This is a genomic window from Fodinibius sediminis (genome assembly GCF_900182555.1).
Lineage (GTDB): Bacteria > Bacteroidota > Rhodothermia > Balneolales > Balneolaceae > Fodinibius > Fodinibius sediminis.
This window is the reverse complement of the sequence record NZ_FXTH01000005.1, coordinates 1-16,808: the sequence shown is the minus strand read 5'-3', so window position 1 is coordinate 16,808 and position 16,808 is coordinate 1. Positions and strand designations below refer to the sequence as shown.

Here is a 16,808-nt window from a genome sequence, read left to right as displayed (position 1 = left end):
GTTCCACAACCTTGAGCTTCACCTGATTAGGGGGGCATAAATCTCCAGCTCACCTCACCGACCGTATTGGGCTTATTCTTTTCGGCAGGAGCAATCGTTCCCTCCCACCGGCCATCCTGTGCTTTTTCCACCCTGATTTCCCTGAACTGGTACTCCCCGTCTTCATAGTCGTACGTCAGCCCGTCATCATCATAGAGCAGATACGATCCTGCTTTCTCCCCATAGTGGCGCACTTGAATATTCACTTTTTCGCCGGCTCCGGGGGCGTGCATCCTAGCCGGCATCATCGGAATAATGCCTCCGTCTTTTACAAAAACCGGTATTTTATCCAGTCCCGGAGACACGGTAATAATCTCACTCTCTCCTACGTAATTACCGGTATAAAAATCGTACCAGCGACCGTCGGGCAGCACGACCTCCCGGCTCTCCTGCCCCTCAAACATGGGCGCCACCAGCAGGTACTCCCCTGCCATATACTGGTCATTAATCTCCTTTCTGACCGCTTCGGCATAGGGATTTTCTTCAAGCCCCTTTTCTGTGGCCTCCATCTTCAGCCCCGACCGAAATCCTTCCTCCAGATTCATGGCGCGAAAGGGCGGGATGCCCTTGAAATGGTATTTGGCATATTCGCTGTACCAGTAGGGCATCATGCGCATGCGAAGCCGAAACATTTCTCTTACCTCCTGCTCAACCTCGGCAAAAGACCAGGGTTTTGTTCCGCTTGACCATGCATTGATCATGGCCATTGGTGAAAAGACCACCGACTGTACACGCCGAAGCCACTCCTCCCCCGTCTCGGATGCCCTCACTTCGGGTGTCCAGAGCACCCCGGAAAAACTGCTGTTGATAAGCGCTGTGATGAAGTTCCGGTGATTATAGTAATCATTATAGATGACATAGGGAAAAGAGGTACCTCCCCCGTTGGATGCCCGCACGAGCCCGAACGTACGACGATTTCGTTTTTCAAACATATCCTCGCTGTAGCGCTGAACAAGCAAGCCGTATGTCTGGCGCATCTGTTCCGCTGTCACCCCGGAGGGGAATGTTGCCACATCCGGCCAGACCCACCGGTCATACCCATCCACCTCATCAATTTTATAGCCGCTCACTCCCCTATCTACCTGGTTCTCCTCCAGTTGTGAAAAGAATATATTTCGTCCCTCCCTCGTGTTAAAATCAGGAACCATCCCAGCCCAGACGGTATGGGAGGCGGTGTAGGGGGCTATGGAATCGGCAAATGAAGCATCCGGAGACACATAGGGATTAATCCAAAGGTTCAGCCGAATCCCCTTGTCGAGCATCTCGCGGACAAATGTCCGAGGCTCAGGAAATCGTCCCCCATCCCATTCAAAGGTGCCGGGATACGATTTACTTTGCCAGCCCGGCTCAAGCCCAATGAAATCAAGCGGGTATCCCCTCTCTGCAAAAGCTTCTGCTTCCTGCCTGATGTCCTCAGCCGAATATAAACGGTGCACACGCTGGGTGAACCCCAACCCCCACCGGGGCGGCAGTGGACCGCCCCCGTTGAACAAATTATACCGGCGCACCGCATCAAGAGGGGTGGGCCCGCCGAAAATATAGACTTCGGCCCCTTCCGCCGGCACCAGCATTTCCACGCTATCCGAATACGGACGAGAAGTCCAGTCCGGGTCGGTATTGCGGTCTCTTGCAACCGGAGGGTCCTCGCTGTCTTTTCGAGCCGCAGTACCGGCATACACCTTTATATACCGTGCCGAATTTATAAATACCCCGTATCCTTTTGAAGAGACATAAAAAGGAGTGGGAGCGTGTGTCCTTCCATTATCTTCACCTCCATAATGATCGACATGCAGTCGCAGAATCCGGCCGCGCTGATGTACCGTCTTAAAATTAAGGCCAAAACCGTAAAGCTGCTCTTTGCGGTCCAACGGAAACCGGAGGTAGGTCTGACCGTCGACGACCCGGGCGGTTATCTCATCAGCGGGCAGAGGAAATGAGGAATCCCCCATCTCCGTCAATCCTTCCTCGCGTGGTTCAGCCCCCGAGGCGGTTAACAGATCGTATGCTTCCGGTTTGCCTGCCTTTGCCTTCCAGATGCCGGGTTCCACCTGCTGCCAGGACAGATTCTGGGCTCTGGCCGGAGCAGCGGACAGGACAACGGCAATACAGCAGATCAGAAGGTTGTGTATGCTCATCAATTGATGGGTTTTGGTGAGATTACAATTCTTAAAATATCAAAACATCAAGGTAATGACCTCTCCCGGATTGGTCTCAAGCTCATAGATGTAGACCGCCCCTCCCGGCCCGCTGACCGGCTGCCCTCTTCCGGCCAGGCTGCTATCTGACTCCTGCACAGGGAAATGTGTTTTCAGCCGCAGTGTTCCTCCCGAATTGGAGGTAATAACGGCCTCGGTCAGCCGACCTTTGGCCCACCTCATGTCAACGATAAAGTTGCCACGGGCTTTCAGGCCACGAACCCGCCCCTCCTTCCATGCCTTCGGCAGGGCAGGCAGCAGCTCAACATAGCCGGCATGCGACTGCAGCAGCATTTCCGCAATCCCCGCCGTTCCGCCAAAGTTACCATCAATCTGGAAAGGCGGATGCGTATCAAAAAGGTTGGGCAGCGTTGATTTGGTATACAGTGCCAGTATATTCTCACGGGCCTTTTCCCCATCTTTGAGGCGGGCAAAAAAGTTGATAATCCAGGCCCGGCTCCATCCCGTATGTCCCCCGCCATGCTGCAGTCTCCGGTCAATGGTCTTTCGGGCCGCCCGGAACAATTCGGGGGTGTCATTCGCATTAATGGCCTTGCCGGGATGGAGTGAATACAGGTGAGAGATATGACGGTGGCCCGGCTCGGCCTCTTCAAAATCCTCGTTCCATTCCATAATCGTTCCGTTTGCCCCGATTCTTACAGGAGCAAGATCATTTTTCAGTTGCTGAAGCGTATCCCGGAAAGCGGCATCAAGCTCCAGCATCCGGGATGCCTTTATCGTTGCTTCAAACAATTCATGGAGTATCTCCATATCCATCGCAGGCCCCATGGCTATGCTGGCCTGCTTGCCCTCCGGGGTGATATACTGATTCTCCGGCGACATAGAGGGACCTGTGACCAGATACCCCGTCTCGGGATCTTTCACCAGGTAATCCATAAAAAAGGTGGCGGCAGATTTCATCTGAGGATACGCCCGCTCTCGCAAAAAGGCCTCACTTCCCGTGTACTGATAATGGTCCCAGAAATGCATCGTCAGCCAGGCCGCCCCCATGGGCCAGAGTCCCCAGTATGTTTTGCCAATAGGCTCTGTAAAATGCCAGACGTCGGTTGTATGATGAGCTACCGCTCCCCTGCTGCCATAGGTCTGGCGGGCTGTTTCCCTGCCTCGCGGTCTCAGCTTTTCCACAAAATCGAAGAAAGGGCCGTAGGTCTCCGAAAGGTTGGTCAGGTCCGCCGGCCAGTAGTTCATCTGAAGGTTAATATTGATGTGATAATCGGCATTCCAGGGAGGAGCCATGCCTTCGGCCCATATTCCCTGCAGGTTGGCGGGCAGCGAACCGGAGCGGGAACTGCTGAGCAGCAAATAACGGCCGTACTGAAAATAAAGTTCTGAAAGATGGGGAGCCGGCCCTCCCTCCTGCCTCAGACGTTCAAGCCGCCGGTCGGTTGCCGTATCCCCTACCCTGTCCGGGGTTAAATCCAGGGACACCCGGTTGAACAATTGCTGATAGTCCCTGATGTGCCGCTGTTTCAACTGTTTGTAGGTGAAGGCCTGGGCGTGGTCCAGTCGTTGCCGGGTGAGCTCATCCGGATTCTTATTCTGATAATCTGTCGCAGCTGCGAGCAGCAGCGTTACCTCATCGGCATTGGAAATATGAAGTGTTGAATCGGCGGCGTTCACAGATCCCCCACTGACATTAACCCTCAAACGGGCCGTATACCGCACCCCGTCTCCGTTGCCGGTATGCTCGCGCATGACGATTTCATTGGCCGACAAGGTTACCGCTTCATGCTGACTCGGTCGATTGAGCTGCAGTTCCAAAGATAATGCACCAGGTTGGTCAGCTGAAAGATTCAGGGCCATTAACTGATCAGGGTAGCTGGAAAACAGTTCCCGCTTATAACGGATGCCCTCCTGCTCGTAATGCACTGATGCCACCGCTGTGCTTAGATCCAGTGCTCGCCGGTAGTCTTCTGTTTTGGACGCCCCCGGGAAATTCAAATACAAATTCCCAAGCGTCTGATAGGTATGCTCGCCCTGTTCCAGTCTTCTACCCATGATTTTTTCCTGTGCCAGCCGCTCGGCTTCCGTATATTCACCCGCAAACAAAAGCTGTCGAACCGAATCCAGGTGTGCCCTGGCCTCCGGATTTCCCCGATCGATCGGATGTCCCGTCCACACACTTTCCTCATTCAGCTGGATTCGCTCCCGATCGATGCCTCCGAAGATCATCCCGCCCAGGCTGCCATTGCCCACCGGCAGCGCTTCGGTCCACGCCCGGGCCGGTGATTCATACCAAAGCTGCAGGTCCTGCTCCTGGGCTTTCAGTGCAGAGAGGTTAAAGAGCAATAGAGTTAGGATGCAACCGTATGTTTTCATGAAGTGCATAATGCAAAGCTTTTTCTCCCATTTAAATCCATTACCAGCCTGTTCTCGCAGCTGCCCGCCAGCGGCCGGCCATTCCTATTCCTCTGCCAGCACCGGTAATCCAACGGGTTTCCCCGTCACCTTCGAGACCGGTGTCTGGGCCCCTGCTGTCCGCATCCGGGGAGTCATTTTTTCAGCAAGTCTCCGGGCTACCTCTCTTCGCTCGTCAAGCAGATTCCGGGTCTCCCCAATATCCTCGTCCAGGTTATAGAGCTCCCACTCCTGGTTCCGGTAGAAATAGATCAGCTTCCATGCCCCATCCCGAACCGCGGTAAAAGGTTCATAGCCCGGGCCGTCGGGTCCCCATTTATGCGGATAATGCCAGAATAAGAGGCGGTCCTCTCCCGAAGCCTCTGCATTTTTCAGCAACGGGAGAAAGCTGCGGCCATCTGTGGCTCGATAGGCCCGGTGCGCCGAACCAAGCCCGGCGAGCTCCAGGATTGTCGGATAAAAATCCTCTGAAATGACGGGGGTATCATTTCGGCTTCCGGGCTGAATGGGGAAGTGCTTTTGCAGCGGCAGCTGCCCTGCTTCCTCAGCCCATGCCGCTATCATGGGAACCCGAATGCCCCCTTCATATGCCGATCCCTTCCCGCTTCGCAAAGGTTTGTTATGCGTATTGCCCCCTGTCCCCATGGGCGTTGAGCCGCGGGAATGAACGCTCAGTCCGCCGTTGTCCGACATAAACAATATGATGGTCTCTTTTGCCACCTCTTCCTCTTCAAGATGCTTCAACAGCTGACCCAGGCTCCGGTCCATGCCCTCAATCATGGATGCATACTTTGCTTCGGCGCTGTCGATACCTGCCTCCAGGTACTTCTGGTAATAACGCCGATCGGCCATGATCGGTGCATGTACCGTATAATGAGCCATATTAATATAGAAAGGCTTGTCATCGGCAACAGCTTCATCAATGGCCTTGTTGGCTTCTATCGTCAGGGCTTCCGTCAGGTTGGCCTGGCTTTCATAATACTGTTCCATGCCGGGCACCCCCCAAATGGAATCTGTTTCGCTGTTACCATACCTGTCTTCCGGCCAGTAGCTGCCCGGGGCCCCCGCAGCGTGCCCTGCAACATTCACATCAAATCCAAGATTTTCGGGATCGGCTCCCGCCGTTTCCAGTGCCCCAAAATGAGCTTTCCCCACATGAATGGTCCGATACCCCTGTTTTCTCAAAAGCGAGGTAAGCAGAAGAGTATCCGGCTGCACCCCTTCCACCCGCCATTCGGGAGCGAACAGGGGAAAGTCCGATTCCGGCTTTACCCGGTCCATTGCCCGTACATCATTGCGCAGTGTCCAGTCTGTAATGTTGGTGTTGGCCGGATTCTTTCCCGTGATGATGCTGCTGCGTGTAGGCGTACAGACCGGACTGGCAGAATAGGCATTGGTAAAAAGCATCCCCTGCTCGGCCAGCCGTTCCATATTCGGCGTTTCATAGCGCTCATTAAACGGGGTCTCCTCCTTGTGGAAAGGAACCGAGGTGTCTTGCCAGCCCAGATCATCCACCAGGAATAGAATGATATTGGGTTTCTTCTCCTTTTCCTTTTGCTGAGAATCATTGCAGGAAAGTTGAATAACCGTCACCAAAAGCAGGCACAAAAAGAACAGGCTATTTTTTTTCATCGATCATCAAATTTAATCTCAGTTACTGATCACAGAGCTTTGTCCATGGCAAATCACAGGCCGTGGTCGTGCAGGAAAGCTGAACTTCTATACCGAAGCATGTGAAAATACCTATCAAAGGATAATTAAAGAAAATTCATTCTCCAATTATCCATCTATATGTCAGCGGCGGTATGTTCATACATATGGGGCGTGGCCGGATCCAGCAGACCGACGGTGTTATAGGGTTCGATGGCCTTTTGAACTTTCTGGCGAAATGACCGGACCATTTTCCCTGTGAGGTCAGATGCTGAAACAAGCTGCTCCAGCTCCCGGTGGCACTCTCGGATCAGTGTCGGCAGCTGGGGATGATTGGCCGACAGGAACCCGTGTGCTTCAATATCGAAGGATCCGCTGATCCGTTTCTTCTCATAACAGACGGCCGCCATAAAATAGAGCATGGCATAGGTGCTGAACAGCTCAAAGTTTCCCCGGGCCTTGTAGCAGCCATCGACCAGTAGATCAATAAAATGGAGCTCATTAAAGACGGCTTTTTCATAGCTGAAGAGGTACTCATTCCTGGAAGCAGACCCTAACGACCTGTTTTCAAACGCGTACAAAAGACGCTCGACCCCAGACAGGGTATGGGCAATGCCCGTGCTGTGCAGTGGATCGACAAAGCCGGCTGTATGCGGCAGGGCCACCCATCCCTCACCGAATATGCGATCTGCTCGCCGCTGCAATCGCTGGGTCGCCGTCAAGCTGCCGGGCTGTTCAGCATAAGCGGCCTCTTCAAACAGTTCGGTCAATGAGGGATAGCGTCCGACTACCTCTTGCCAGATCATCTCTTTATTGCCTGACCAGCGGGACTCTTGATTACCATCGAGGACAAGTCCTGCACTGGTGATACCATTATTAAAACGCAGCATCCAAAGCCAACCCTCATCCAGCAGATGGTGCAATGCTGACCAGTCGGGATCATAAGGATAATCCCTGCTGGAAATACCATGGTCATCCAGCCACGACTGCCAGGGCTTCACATCAGTGAAATGAGAATAGACGGCCGAAGAGTGGGTCTTAAAATGCTCATCTGAGGAGCGAACCCCCAGCTGCCAAAGCAGCGAGCCGTTGCCCGTCGCATCAATAATCCAGTTGCTGCTATAGGTCTTCAGCTTTTTTTGATAGTAGGCCTTCATCTTCCAGAACCCGTCTGTCCGATCCAGGGACGTTATGGTTGTCTGGTCCACATAATCAATGCCCGCCTCCTGCACTTTCGAGACGAGAAATGCGTCCAGCTCCGAGCGGTACCAATTCGTATCAGACTGCTGGTCGTCCGTACTGGCAGCCACCAGTAACTCACGGGCATGCCGCTCATCCGTCCTAAAGGACTCGCCTGGATGGTGGCGATAGTAGCTGAACCCCCGCTTGCGTCCACAGGTTATTCCAGGATGATGCTTCTGCCAGCTTCCATAGCGCGAAAAATGGTGCAGCCAATCCAAATCATAACGGTCGGCAATATCACGCAAGATCATATCAGCTATGGGCGTGGACGACTCGCCTACCGCAAAACGCGGGTGGGATCCTCTTTCAATAAGGATCACCCTATAACCCAGTTTATCCAGCCCAAGGGCCATCAGTGAGCCGGAAAAGCCCGAGCCGATCACGGCTATATCATACTCTTTATTTTTCATCCGTTACAATAGGAACATACTGCGGGAGGTCGGACCTGCTGCTCCCGGTTCATCTTTTTTAATCGTTGTTTGCGTGCTTCCAGACAGTGGGGACAATCGGCAAACTGTTCAATATCCCACAAGTCCACAAAAATTCGCCCCCTTCCAAGTCGAAGGGCCTGCTCAAATGCTTCTTCCAGGGCATTGATAGTGGGAGGCACATAAGCCCCCTGGCTGCGCAATTTCTCCATCGCGCCGTTTCCCGCTCGCGTTGGGATGATACTGCACGCCGTAACCCCGCATTCGAGGGCGAACGCCACACTTTTGACCGCCCACTCAACATTTTCCCGGGGATCCGTCAGAAAAGGAGGATTCAGAAGAACGAAGGCGCGCGATTCAATCTCATGCCGGGCCAGGAAATCCGCCGCTTCTGCAAAAATCTCCGTTGTAACCTGTTTGTTAAGGCGCGGCAGCACCTCCGGATGGATGGTTTCCAGTCCCATGGCGATTTCGAGCTCGCCCTGCAGCAGCTGCTTGAAATCAAGACAGGCGTCGCTGCACAATTTGGGATGATTTTCAATTATGACGCGCTCACAGGAGTCCAGCAGCCGGGCGATGGCGGGATAATCGGCGGGGGGGATGGCCTTCCTGTCAAAAAAATTGCCGCTGTTATAGAGTTTGACGACCTGTGCCTCCGGAAGCCGTTCCAGGGCATACGATATCTGTGCAGGCACCGCCCCCGGTTTGACTGGTTCGTCGAGCGTATTTTTCCACAAGTCACACATTACGCACTTGAACGGGCATTCGCTGTTGGTCAGGAAAATGGTATTGACCGCTTTCAGCTCGCCGTCGTTTCCCCGCTCCCGTTCATGCAGAAAGTGATACGGCCGGTCGCGACGCACCTCGTTCTTATCCGGACGCAAAGCTATGATTTCGGATGTTTCCAGCATGATTTCAGGCGGCAATTTTTAATCTCATCTTCCGACAGCGCTACCCGTACAGGGAGGAAAAATAGCGCCGATAGACCATTTCATCCTCGGCAAACAGCTCCTCCGTCTTCTCTTCCGGTGCGGCCCCGTGCTGCAGCCGCCGCTTGGGAAAAGCAGGCATATCCATCCCCGTCACTGCCTTGATGCCCCGCTGTACAATTTCCCCTTTCAGGGCATAAAGCTCTTCATGGTCCCAGTCGGTGAGCTGAATAAACGGGATGCCTTCCGACACTTCTATCACGTTGGGCAGCGTATAGGGACTAAAAGAGGTGAATCCATAGTAGCGTGGCGGCGCATACGTCCGGACATGCCCGCGGCTGAGCCCCCCCGAATAGGTAAGCGAGTGCTTGATCTTGTCCACGCCCCACCCCTCGTGATAGAGCATCTGATTATTCAGCACACTGCGGATCGTCAGCTCCGGGTTTTCCTCAATGGGGTAATCCTTCATATTTTCATCGCCGCCGTCGCCATCGGCCAGGTACTTCCAGTCGGGATACCGCTCCCGAATTTTACGGCACAAGGCTTCGGTCATGGTGGCGGCTTCCACATCCAGTGACTTATAATCTTCCACAATGCGGATGGTCTTTTTGTAGTCTATTTCCTCCGCGGGAACATCAACAACCTCCAGGAACAGCGACAGGTCCAGCTGATCCAGAAACCGGGCGGCCTGTTGCGCGTCTTTGCCCCCCTCTACCGACAACGTGAACGCTTTCAGGCGCTGCGGTGACATCCCCATCTCCAGCATCAGGTGGTAAAGCACCAGGAAAACGGATCCGCTGTCAATACCGCCTGAAAAAAGAACCCCGATCGGCTCCTTTTCGGGGAGGCCTTTCAACCACTTTTGACATTCAGCAGCCAGGGCCCCGATATAGCGGGCACCGATAGCATCCAAATCGCCATCCAGCACATTTTGCCGCGGGTCGAAGTAGCGTTTGTACTCCGGACTCGGGTCCGGACAGCCTATCAGCTGCAGGCGGGTCAGATGATGCGCCGGCACCATCCGCGTATACGAAGGATGAAACTGCTCGTGCAGTCCCTTTTGCTTGAGATAGTCGTAGATCTCATCAATACGCTCGGCCACAATCAGCAGGGGCCCGGAAGCCTGCTTGGCCAAAAAATAGCGCATGGGACGGCCGATGGACCGGGCCATAAAAACTTCCCTGCCCTTCTTTTTTACGATTGCAAAAGACCCGTCGATTTCGCGAACGCGCCGTGGATCCTCCGAAAGCACCGCTGCTTCCGCTTCCTCCAGCGACATATTGAAAATGATGTTAAGATCGGGGTCAAGAAGATTTTCAAAATCCTCCACATAATGATGAGATGCAGCCATACGAAAAAAATTAGGTTAGCAGAACGGTTGGAAACACTGTCTAAATATAGGGGAAAACGAGAGTATTAGAAAATGGTGTAACTCGACATGCACTGATTTATTTACGGAAAAGGGTACGTTCTGAGTTATTCATTTTTGTCACCAAAGGGATGTTCCTTTATGAAAGCGAGAAGCCCCATCTAGATAAAGATCTGTTGCAAGTTGTATGTTAAAGGTTGAAGGTTGTGAATCTATTTCCCCCAAACAGCCGGCCTTGGCTGGTGAGGCGTGGAAAGGGAACGGGAGCTGCGATAACGAAATAAATGGGGAAAGCAGGGGTAAAGGCAGCAAGTGATCCGGGGCAATAGGTGAGTTGAAGTTACAGAAAAACCAATATCTACATTTATTTCCGCAGCGAACGGTCCCGGACGCCGAAGCTGCTTCGCCGGTGGTTTTTACGCCCCTTTTGACCATTCAAAAGGGGTTAAATAAAAAAAGATAGATTTAAATTAAAGGAGAGGGCAACAGGTAATTTATGTGCTGTTCATTTTTTATCGCTAAACCCCGTACAAGCCGGGGCCAGCAAGCTGGAACGAAAAAAAGTGTTGGGGAAGAGCAAGATGTTGTAAGGGCTAAAACCTTTCCCTCATGGATCGCTCTTCCACAGGAGTAGTTGAACTAAATAATGTTTCCCGGCTCTTCCCCAAACCCCTGATACTTCCTTATGAAAGTGACACGTCCCATATAGAGTTAGTTTTGTTGCAGGTTGTATGTTAAAGGTTGAAAGTCGTGAATCAATTTCCCCCAAACAGCCGGCCTTAGCTGGTGAGGCGTGGAAATAGTTGTTCCTTTTTTGAATGAGCAAAAAAGGAACCAAAAAAACTCACCGGCTGAGAAAGCTTCGGCGCCCCACCGCGGCTCCCGTCGCTAAAATCATTTAGCTCCTCCCGCTGGTCGTCAAACAGGAAATGATTTATGGCCGCTCCCACTCGCCACGATGAAACGGGCCCCTCACCTTTCGTTAGGCCGGAGGTTTATTACTCCTTTATGAATGTGACAAAACCCAGCCCCGGACGGACGCCGGGGATGGGCAGATATAAAAGCATGGCAACCGTTATCAGCTCAGATCGAGTTCCAGCTTGTCAAGTTCGCTGTTGATGGCTGTGATCTCCTCCTCAGTCAGTTCAATATCAGCCGCCCCGGCGTTCTGGGTGGCCTGCTCTACATTCCGGGCCCCCACCAGCGCAATGGTAATTCCCGGCTGCTGTATCGTCCATTGGATGGTAAGCTGGGCCAGTGTGGCATCGTGCTTTTCGGCAATGGGACGGATATTGTCCAGGAAAGCATTGGTCCGGCGAATATTTTCATCCGAATAGTATGGACTCTCGGGCCGGGCATCGCCTTCCGCAAAATCCTGACCGGCCTCCATTTTTCCAGTCAACAGCCCGCGCTGCAGGGGACTATACGCCAGGATCCCCTTCCCGTGTTCTACACAGTAGGGTACAATATCCTCTTCAATGTCGCGCCGCAGCATGCTGTAGGGCACCTGGTTGGAAGCGATATTAATATAGTTGTCTGACTCCTTCATCTGCTCCACATTGTAATTGCAAACCGCTGCTTCCCGCACCTTGCCCTGCTCCTTGAGCCGACTCACTGCTTCCATCGTCTCTTCGATGGGCGTCGTCGGGTCGGGCCAGTGAATCTGATAAAGATCGATATAATCGGTATCCAGCCGTCGGAGGCTTTGTTCACACTCCCTGATAATACTTTCTTTGGCAGCATACTCATGCACATCTATGGGATTTCCATCGTTGTCGACACTGGCAAAGCGAAAATGCCCCTTGTCCGTATCCCAGCGCAAACCGAATTTAGTGAGTATCTGAAGCTTTTCCCTCGGAATGCTGCTGATGGCTTCGCCCACAATTTTTTCACTTAGCCCCTGCCCATACACCGGAGCCGTATCAATAGAGGTAACGCCGTGATCAAAAGCGGCCCGAATGGCATCCACAGAATTGTTTTGTTCGGTTCCTCCCCACATCCAGCCGCCGGTTGCCCAAGCGCCAAAGGTAACAGCAGACAGTTTAAGATCAGTATTCCCAAGCGTTCGATATTTCATAGTCAGTCAATGATATAATTTTGAATAGCATTTACATCCAGGAAAAGCAACAACAGGCCCTGTTGTCGAGTTCCTGCGTCAGCCAACATACCATTTATCTGCAAATAACTGAAAAACCTTTTCGCTGTCCCCAAAAGTTTTGATATCATGGGGATGGCTATTTAAATAAATGATGATCTTTTTTACTTTCCCGGGGTCTGCGGCACCTGTTGTTGCAGGCAGAGGCAGATCATGAACATCTATTGTCGGTGATAAGGGACCCATTGGCCGGCACCCGGAAAGGTGCGGCTTCCATGACGGCAGCCACTCTTATTCCATAACCATAATTATCTAACTCTAAACAAGCTATCCCGTGAAACTTACAACTTTAAAAGATGGCACCGCCACCGCCATTGTTGACGGACAAAGCATTTCATTAAATGACCTGGGCTTCAGAGGCTCACTAATGGACTTAATAAAAAGCGAACCCAGTAATATCGAGCAGGTCAAAAAAACGCTGGAAGAGTATACAGGCGAGGGACGGCCGGTGAAAAAAGAAGACTATGACGCCCCTGTCAGCACCCCTTCCAAAATCGTGGCCATCGGCCTCAATTACCTGGATCACGCCTCGGAGTCGCAGATGGATGTGCCCGATACGCCGCTGGTCTTTACCAAATTCTCCAGTTCCATCATCTCGGCAACCGACACTATAGAAATTCCGGTAGACCTGACCCGGGAAGTGGATTACGAGGTTGAGCTGGGTATTGTCATTGGCAAGAATGCCAAGAATATCAGCCCGGAAGAAGCCCTGTCTCATGTCTTCGGCTACACGGTAATCAATGATATCTCTGCGCGGGATCTTCAGTTCAGTGACGAACAGTGGGTCCGCGGAAAATCCCTCGATACCTTCTGTCCCCTGGGGCCCGTTATTGTAACAGCCGATGAGATCGACGATCCGCAAAATCTGGACATCGGATGCAGCGTCAACGGACAAACCCTGCAGGAAGCCAATACCAGGGATATGATTTTCGGTGTCGCCGAGCTCGTATCCAGCCTCTCCCATTCCTTTACCCTGGAAGCAGGAGACATCATTGCCTCCGGGACCCCGCAGGGTGTGGGCTTCAGCCGGAAACCACCGATCTACCTGACAGCGGGTGATACCGTACGGACCTGGGTCAGCGGCATCGGCGAACTCAATAACCCGGTGAAGGAAATCTGATTGCACCGTTTCCCTCTGGAAGATTATTTTGGCGGCCCCGTCATGTCAACCGCCGGGGCTGGCCGGATACTCCAACTCTTCAATTACAGCAGCTATGGATCTGGAACTCAATGACAAGGTCATTTTGGTTACCGGGGGCGCGGGCCTCACAGGCAGCATCGGGGAAGTCATCGTGCGGCATATCGCAAACGAAGGAGGCATCCCGGTCATCATTGATATAAGCGACCGGGGCCGCGACCTGGCATCCGAGCTTTCCAGGCAGGGAAAGGAAAGCCTGTTTGTACAGGCCGATCTCACTTCCAGGGAGGGTTGCCAACAAGCTGTCATTCAGGCTGTTGACAAATACGGCCGCGTAGACGGGCTGGTTAACAACCTCGGTATCAACGACGGGGTGGGCTTTGAAGATTCCTACGAGGCCTTCATGGATTCCCTGAAACTAAACCTCGTCCATTTTTTCGAGGTGACGAAAACAGCCCTTCCCCACCTGAAAGAATCATCAGGACCCATTCTCAACATCGCCTCCAAAGTTGCACTGACAGGACAGGGAGGCACCTCCGGCTATGCCGCGGCCAAGGGCGGGGTGCTGGCATTGACCCGCGAGTGGGCCCTCGAGCTGCGGGAATCGGACATCCGTGTCAATGCTATTATCATCGCCGAATCCTTCACTCCCGGCTACAAAGAGTGGCTCAGTACCTTCGACCAGCCGGAACAGAAGAAAAAAACAATCACTGACAAGATTCCCCTCGGCCGACGCATGACCCGGCCTGCCGAAATTGCCGACACGGCCCTCTTTCTGCTCTCCCCCCGCTCTTCGCATACCACCGGTCAGTTCATTCATGTTGACGGTGGCTATGTGCACCTGGACCGGGCTATTTCATAACTCATATCAGATTATCCGGGATCCCATCCGGTTCCATCGGAGCTTGACTTCCATTTCAATCTCGGTATCCCACGGGTCCGTCGAGCGTTTATACAGGTACAAGCGCCCCACCGTTCACCTCTCTGTTTAAAGCGGACTGATGCTCCCTTTCATAAAGCTCAGCATCCGGAAAAAGGAGAATAAATAGCGTGTCCTTCATTGTATTGAGGGTATATAGCGGATGCCGGCCCTCTTTCCGCCGCATGGGCGTGCCCGTCCCGGGCACTTTATTGAACCACCGGCTTGCCCCCGTTTATGGAGCAGGGAATTACTTATAGAGTTCCTGCTCCGAGGGACCGATATTGATCAGCTTTCGCCAGGCCTTGAAAAGCATCACGCTGGATACCAGGGCAACAACGGTGAATGTGCCAGCCAGGATCCATTGTCCATAAATCCAGTAGCCGGTGGCAAACAAGGTCCCGTACACAGCGAAGCAGCCCAGCAGCATACAGAAAATACCCTGGGGCACCCGCCAGGCTTCATCCTTGTACACCTGCACTTCCCTGCCTGCTTTCTCGGCGACATCCAGCACTTTCTGCCAGCCGGGTCCGCCGGGACGTGCAATTTCATAGAAATTCAGCAGCGTCTTCTGAGAGGTCGGACGGACCATATAGGTAACAGAGACCCAGCCAATCGTCGTCAGGATCACCCCAATGACAATCTCTTCCCAGCCGCTCAGCTGAGGGAGGCCCGTATAGGAGTGGAAGAACTGAAAATAGACGGCTACCACGAAAGAGATCACCATGGCCGCAATTTCGCTTCCGGCATTGATGCGCCACCAGAACCAGCGCAGGATAAACAAGAGTCCCGTTCCCGCCCCGATCTGCAGGAGAATCTGGAAACTGTCGAGGGCATTCTGCATGAGCAGCGCCAGCCCCCCCGCAACGATCATAAGTACAACCGTAGAAAGCCGTCCCACCATCACCAATTCTTTTTCCGAGCTCTCGGGATTTATAAACCGCTTGTAGAAGTCATTCACGAGGTAGGACGATCCCCAGTTCAGGTGCGTTGAAATCGTTGACATATAAGCCGCGGTCAGCGATGCCACAACAAGCCCCAGCCATCCGGTGGGGATAAACGTCAGCATGGCCGCATATCCCATATCATCATCCGCTACCGAGGCGGCATCCGGGAAGGCCTCCTGCATGGCCGCCACATCCGGGAACACAATAATAGAGCACAGCCCCACGATAATCCACGGCCAGGGGCGCAGAGCGTAGTGTGCGGCATTGAAAAAGAAGACGGCCGCTATGGAATTATTCTCATCCTTGGCCGCAAACATACGCTGGGCAATATAACCGCCTCCGCCGGGCTCTGCCCCGGGATAATAGACGCTCCACCACTGCACAGCCAGCGGTATAATAAAGACACCCAGCGCCTGTGCCGGATCCGTAAAGTCGGGTAAAATATTGAGCTGGCCCACCACTTCAGCATGGCTCAGCAATCCCTCAAAGCCCCCGACCTGCGGGTGATTAAGCGCCACATAGGCCGCAATAAGGCTCCCCCCTATTGCCAGGAAAAACTGGAAAAAGTCGGTCAGCAGGACGCCTCTCAGCCCCCCCAGCGAACTGTAAATTACCGTTACAACGCCCGTAATCACCACCGTCTCTACCGGCGACAGGCCCATCAGCACCCCGGCAATCTTGATGGCCGCCAGCGATACCGTTGCCATAATCACTACATTGAACACAAAGCCCAGGTAAACCGCCCGGAACCCCCGAAGGAAGGCAGCCATCTTGCCACTGTAGCGAAGTTCGTAGAATTCAACGTCGGTGAGTACGCCCGAGCGCTTCCACAAGTGAGCATAGACAAAGACCGTGAGCATGCCCGTTAACAGAAAAGCCCACCATACCCAGTTCCCCGACACGCCATCCGTACGAACGATATTGGCAACCAGGTTTGGGGTATCCGTGGAGAAGGTGGTGGCAACCATGGAAATACCCAGCAGCCACCAGGGCATATTCTTTCCTGCAGCAAAATACTGGTCGGAATTTTTACCGGCCTTCCGGGCTACCGCAAAGCCGATGAGAAGTGAAAAGAGCATATAAGCTCCAATTATGGTCCAGTCAATTGGTGCAAGTTCCATAAACGATAATCCTGTTAGACGAACATTTGAGGGTTAATATTCCAAGATGCTGAGCTTCAAAAACAAACGTATTTTTTATATCAAAACCAACTGTATATTTGCATACTTCTTTAAAATTGGTAGGGTCTTATGAAGTATAGCATGTTATAAAAGTTTGTAACATATTGCTATACAATGAATAACAAGTATTACAAGCGTTCAAGAATTTCTGAGGCCAAATTTCGGCATTTAATTCGATGTTTTTCGTTGGATTTAACCGCGACTGAAACGGCCGAATTGACCGGAATTTCGTTGCGC

The 16,808-nt window shown here is 52.8% G+C and carries 10 protein-coding genes and 1 pseudogene; 3 read left to right on the top strand and 8 right to left on the bottom strand.

Going from position 1 to position 16,808, the window contains the following annotated elements; genetic code table 11:
- Positions 1-26 precede the first annotated feature (26 nt).
- From FN808_RS06620 to FN808_RS06590, 7 genes are all read right to left on the bottom strand, one after another.
- Complete coding sequence (locus FN808_RS06620; RefSeq protein WP_142713781.1) at positions 27-2,174, bottom strand: glycoside hydrolase family 31 protein; 2,148 nt, start codon at positions 2,172-2,174, stop codon at positions 27-29.
- A gap of 39 nt (positions 2,175-2,213) precedes the next feature.
- Positions 2,214-4,583 (bottom strand): glycoside hydrolase family 95 protein, encoded by a 2,370-nt coding sequence (locus FN808_RS06615; protein WP_221929949.1) that lies wholly within the window; start codon positions 4,581-4,583, stop codon positions 2,214-2,216.
- 75 nt (positions 4,584-4,658) lie between these two features.
- On the bottom strand, positions 4,659-6,245 hold the full coding sequence (locus FN808_RS06610; RefSeq protein WP_142713780.1) for a sulfatase: 1,587 nt from the start codon (positions 6,243-6,245) through the stop codon (positions 4,659-4,661).
- A 155-nt stretch (positions 6,246-6,400) separates the two neighbouring features.
- Positions 6,401-7,915 carry an NAD(P)/FAD-dependent oxidoreductase gene (locus FN808_RS06605; RefSeq protein ID WP_142713779.1) on the bottom strand — a complete coding sequence of 505 codons (1,515 nt, stop codon included), beginning with the start codon at positions 7,913-7,915 and terminating at the stop codon, positions 6,401-6,403.
- Positions 7,912-8,844, bottom strand: a complete 933-nt coding sequence (locus tag FN808_RS06600) for an archaeosine biosynthesis radical SAM protein RaSEA (protein WP_142713778.1) — start codon at positions 8,842-8,844, stop codon at positions 7,912-7,914. Before FN808_RS06600 ends, FN808_RS06605 begins: the two co-directional genes overlap by 4 nt.
- A gap of 40 nt (positions 8,845-8,884) precedes the next feature.
- Positions 8,885-10,213, bottom strand: coding sequence for an asparagine synthase-related protein (locus FN808_RS06595; RefSeq protein ID WP_142713777.1), 1,329 nt, complete (start codon positions 10,211-10,213; stop codon positions 8,885-8,887).
- A 1,096-nt stretch (positions 10,214-11,309) separates the two neighbouring features.
- The gene (locus FN808_RS06590; protein ID WP_142713776.1) at positions 11,310-12,308 is read right to left on the bottom strand and encodes an aldo/keto reductase; all 999 of its coding nucleotides are present in this window, start codon (positions 12,306-12,308) and stop codon (positions 11,310-11,312) included.
- Between the two features lie 352 nt (positions 12,309-12,660).
- Between FN808_RS06590 and FN808_RS06585 the strand changes: the two genes are divergently transcribed.
- Both FN808_RS06585 and FN808_RS06580 read left to right on the top strand, forming a co-directional pair.
- The gene (locus tag FN808_RS06585) at positions 12,661-13,506 is read left to right on the top strand and encodes a fumarylacetoacetate hydrolase family protein (RefSeq protein ID WP_221929948.1); all 846 of its coding nucleotides are present in this window, start codon (positions 12,661-12,663) and stop codon (positions 13,504-13,506) included.
- 94 nt (positions 13,507-13,600) lie between these two features.
- Positions 13,601-14,386 (top strand): SDR family oxidoreductase, encoded by a 786-nt coding sequence (locus FN808_RS06580; protein WP_142713775.1) that lies wholly within the window; start codon positions 13,601-13,603, stop codon positions 14,384-14,386.
- 307 nt (positions 14,387-14,693) lie between these two features.
- Here FN808_RS06580 and FN808_RS06575 read toward each other — a convergent pair whose 3' ends face one another.
- Positions 14,694-16,511 carry a sodium:solute symporter family protein gene (locus tag FN808_RS06575; protein ID WP_142713774.1) on the bottom strand — a complete coding sequence of 606 codons (1,818 nt, stop codon included), beginning with the start codon at positions 16,509-16,511 and terminating at the stop codon, positions 14,694-14,696.
- A gap of 174 nt (positions 16,512-16,685) precedes the next feature.
- Here FN808_RS06575 and FN808_RS06570 point away from each other — a divergent pair.
- Positions 16,686-16,808 (top strand): annotated as a pseudogene (locus FN808_RS06570) (IS1595 family transposase); the annotation flags it as partial.

What these genes read in the sequence shown, in the direction of transcription:
- FN808_RS06620 (WP_142713781.1), bottom strand. Translation starts at nt 2,174, where the DNA reads ATGAGCATACACAACCTTCTGATCTGCTGTATTGCCGTTGTCCTGTCC.
- FN808_RS06600 (WP_142713778.1), bottom strand. Translation starts at nt 8,844, where the DNA reads ATGCTGGAAACATCCGAAATCATAGCTTTGCGTCCGGATAAGAACGAG.
- FN808_RS06605 (WP_142713779.1), bottom strand. Translation starts at nt 7,915, where the DNA reads ATGAAAAATAAAGAGTATGATATAGCCGTGATCGGCTCGGGCTTTTCC.
- FN808_RS06595 (WP_142713777.1), bottom strand. Translation starts at nt 10,213, where the DNA reads ATGGCTGCATCTCATCATTATGTGGAGGATTTTGAAAATCTTCTTGAC.
- FN808_RS06615 (WP_221929949.1), bottom strand. Translation starts at nt 4,583, where the DNA reads ATGCACTTCATGAAAACATACGGTTGCATCCTAACTCTATTGCTCTTT.
- FN808_RS06575 (WP_142713774.1), bottom strand. Translation starts at nt 16,511, where the DNA reads ATGGAACTTGCACCAATTGACTGGACCATAATTGGAGCTTATATGCTC.
- FN808_RS06580 (WP_142713775.1), top strand. Translation starts at nt 13,601, where the DNA reads ATGGATCTGGAACTCAATGACAAGGTCATTTTGGTTACCGGGGGCGCG.
- FN808_RS06590 (WP_142713776.1), bottom strand. Translation starts at nt 12,308, where the DNA reads ATGAAATATCGAACGCTTGGGAATACTGATCTTAAACTGTCTGCTGTT.
- FN808_RS06610 (WP_142713780.1), bottom strand. Translation starts at nt 6,245, where the DNA reads ATGAAAAAAAATAGCCTGTTCTTTTTGTGCCTGCTTTTGGTGACGGTT.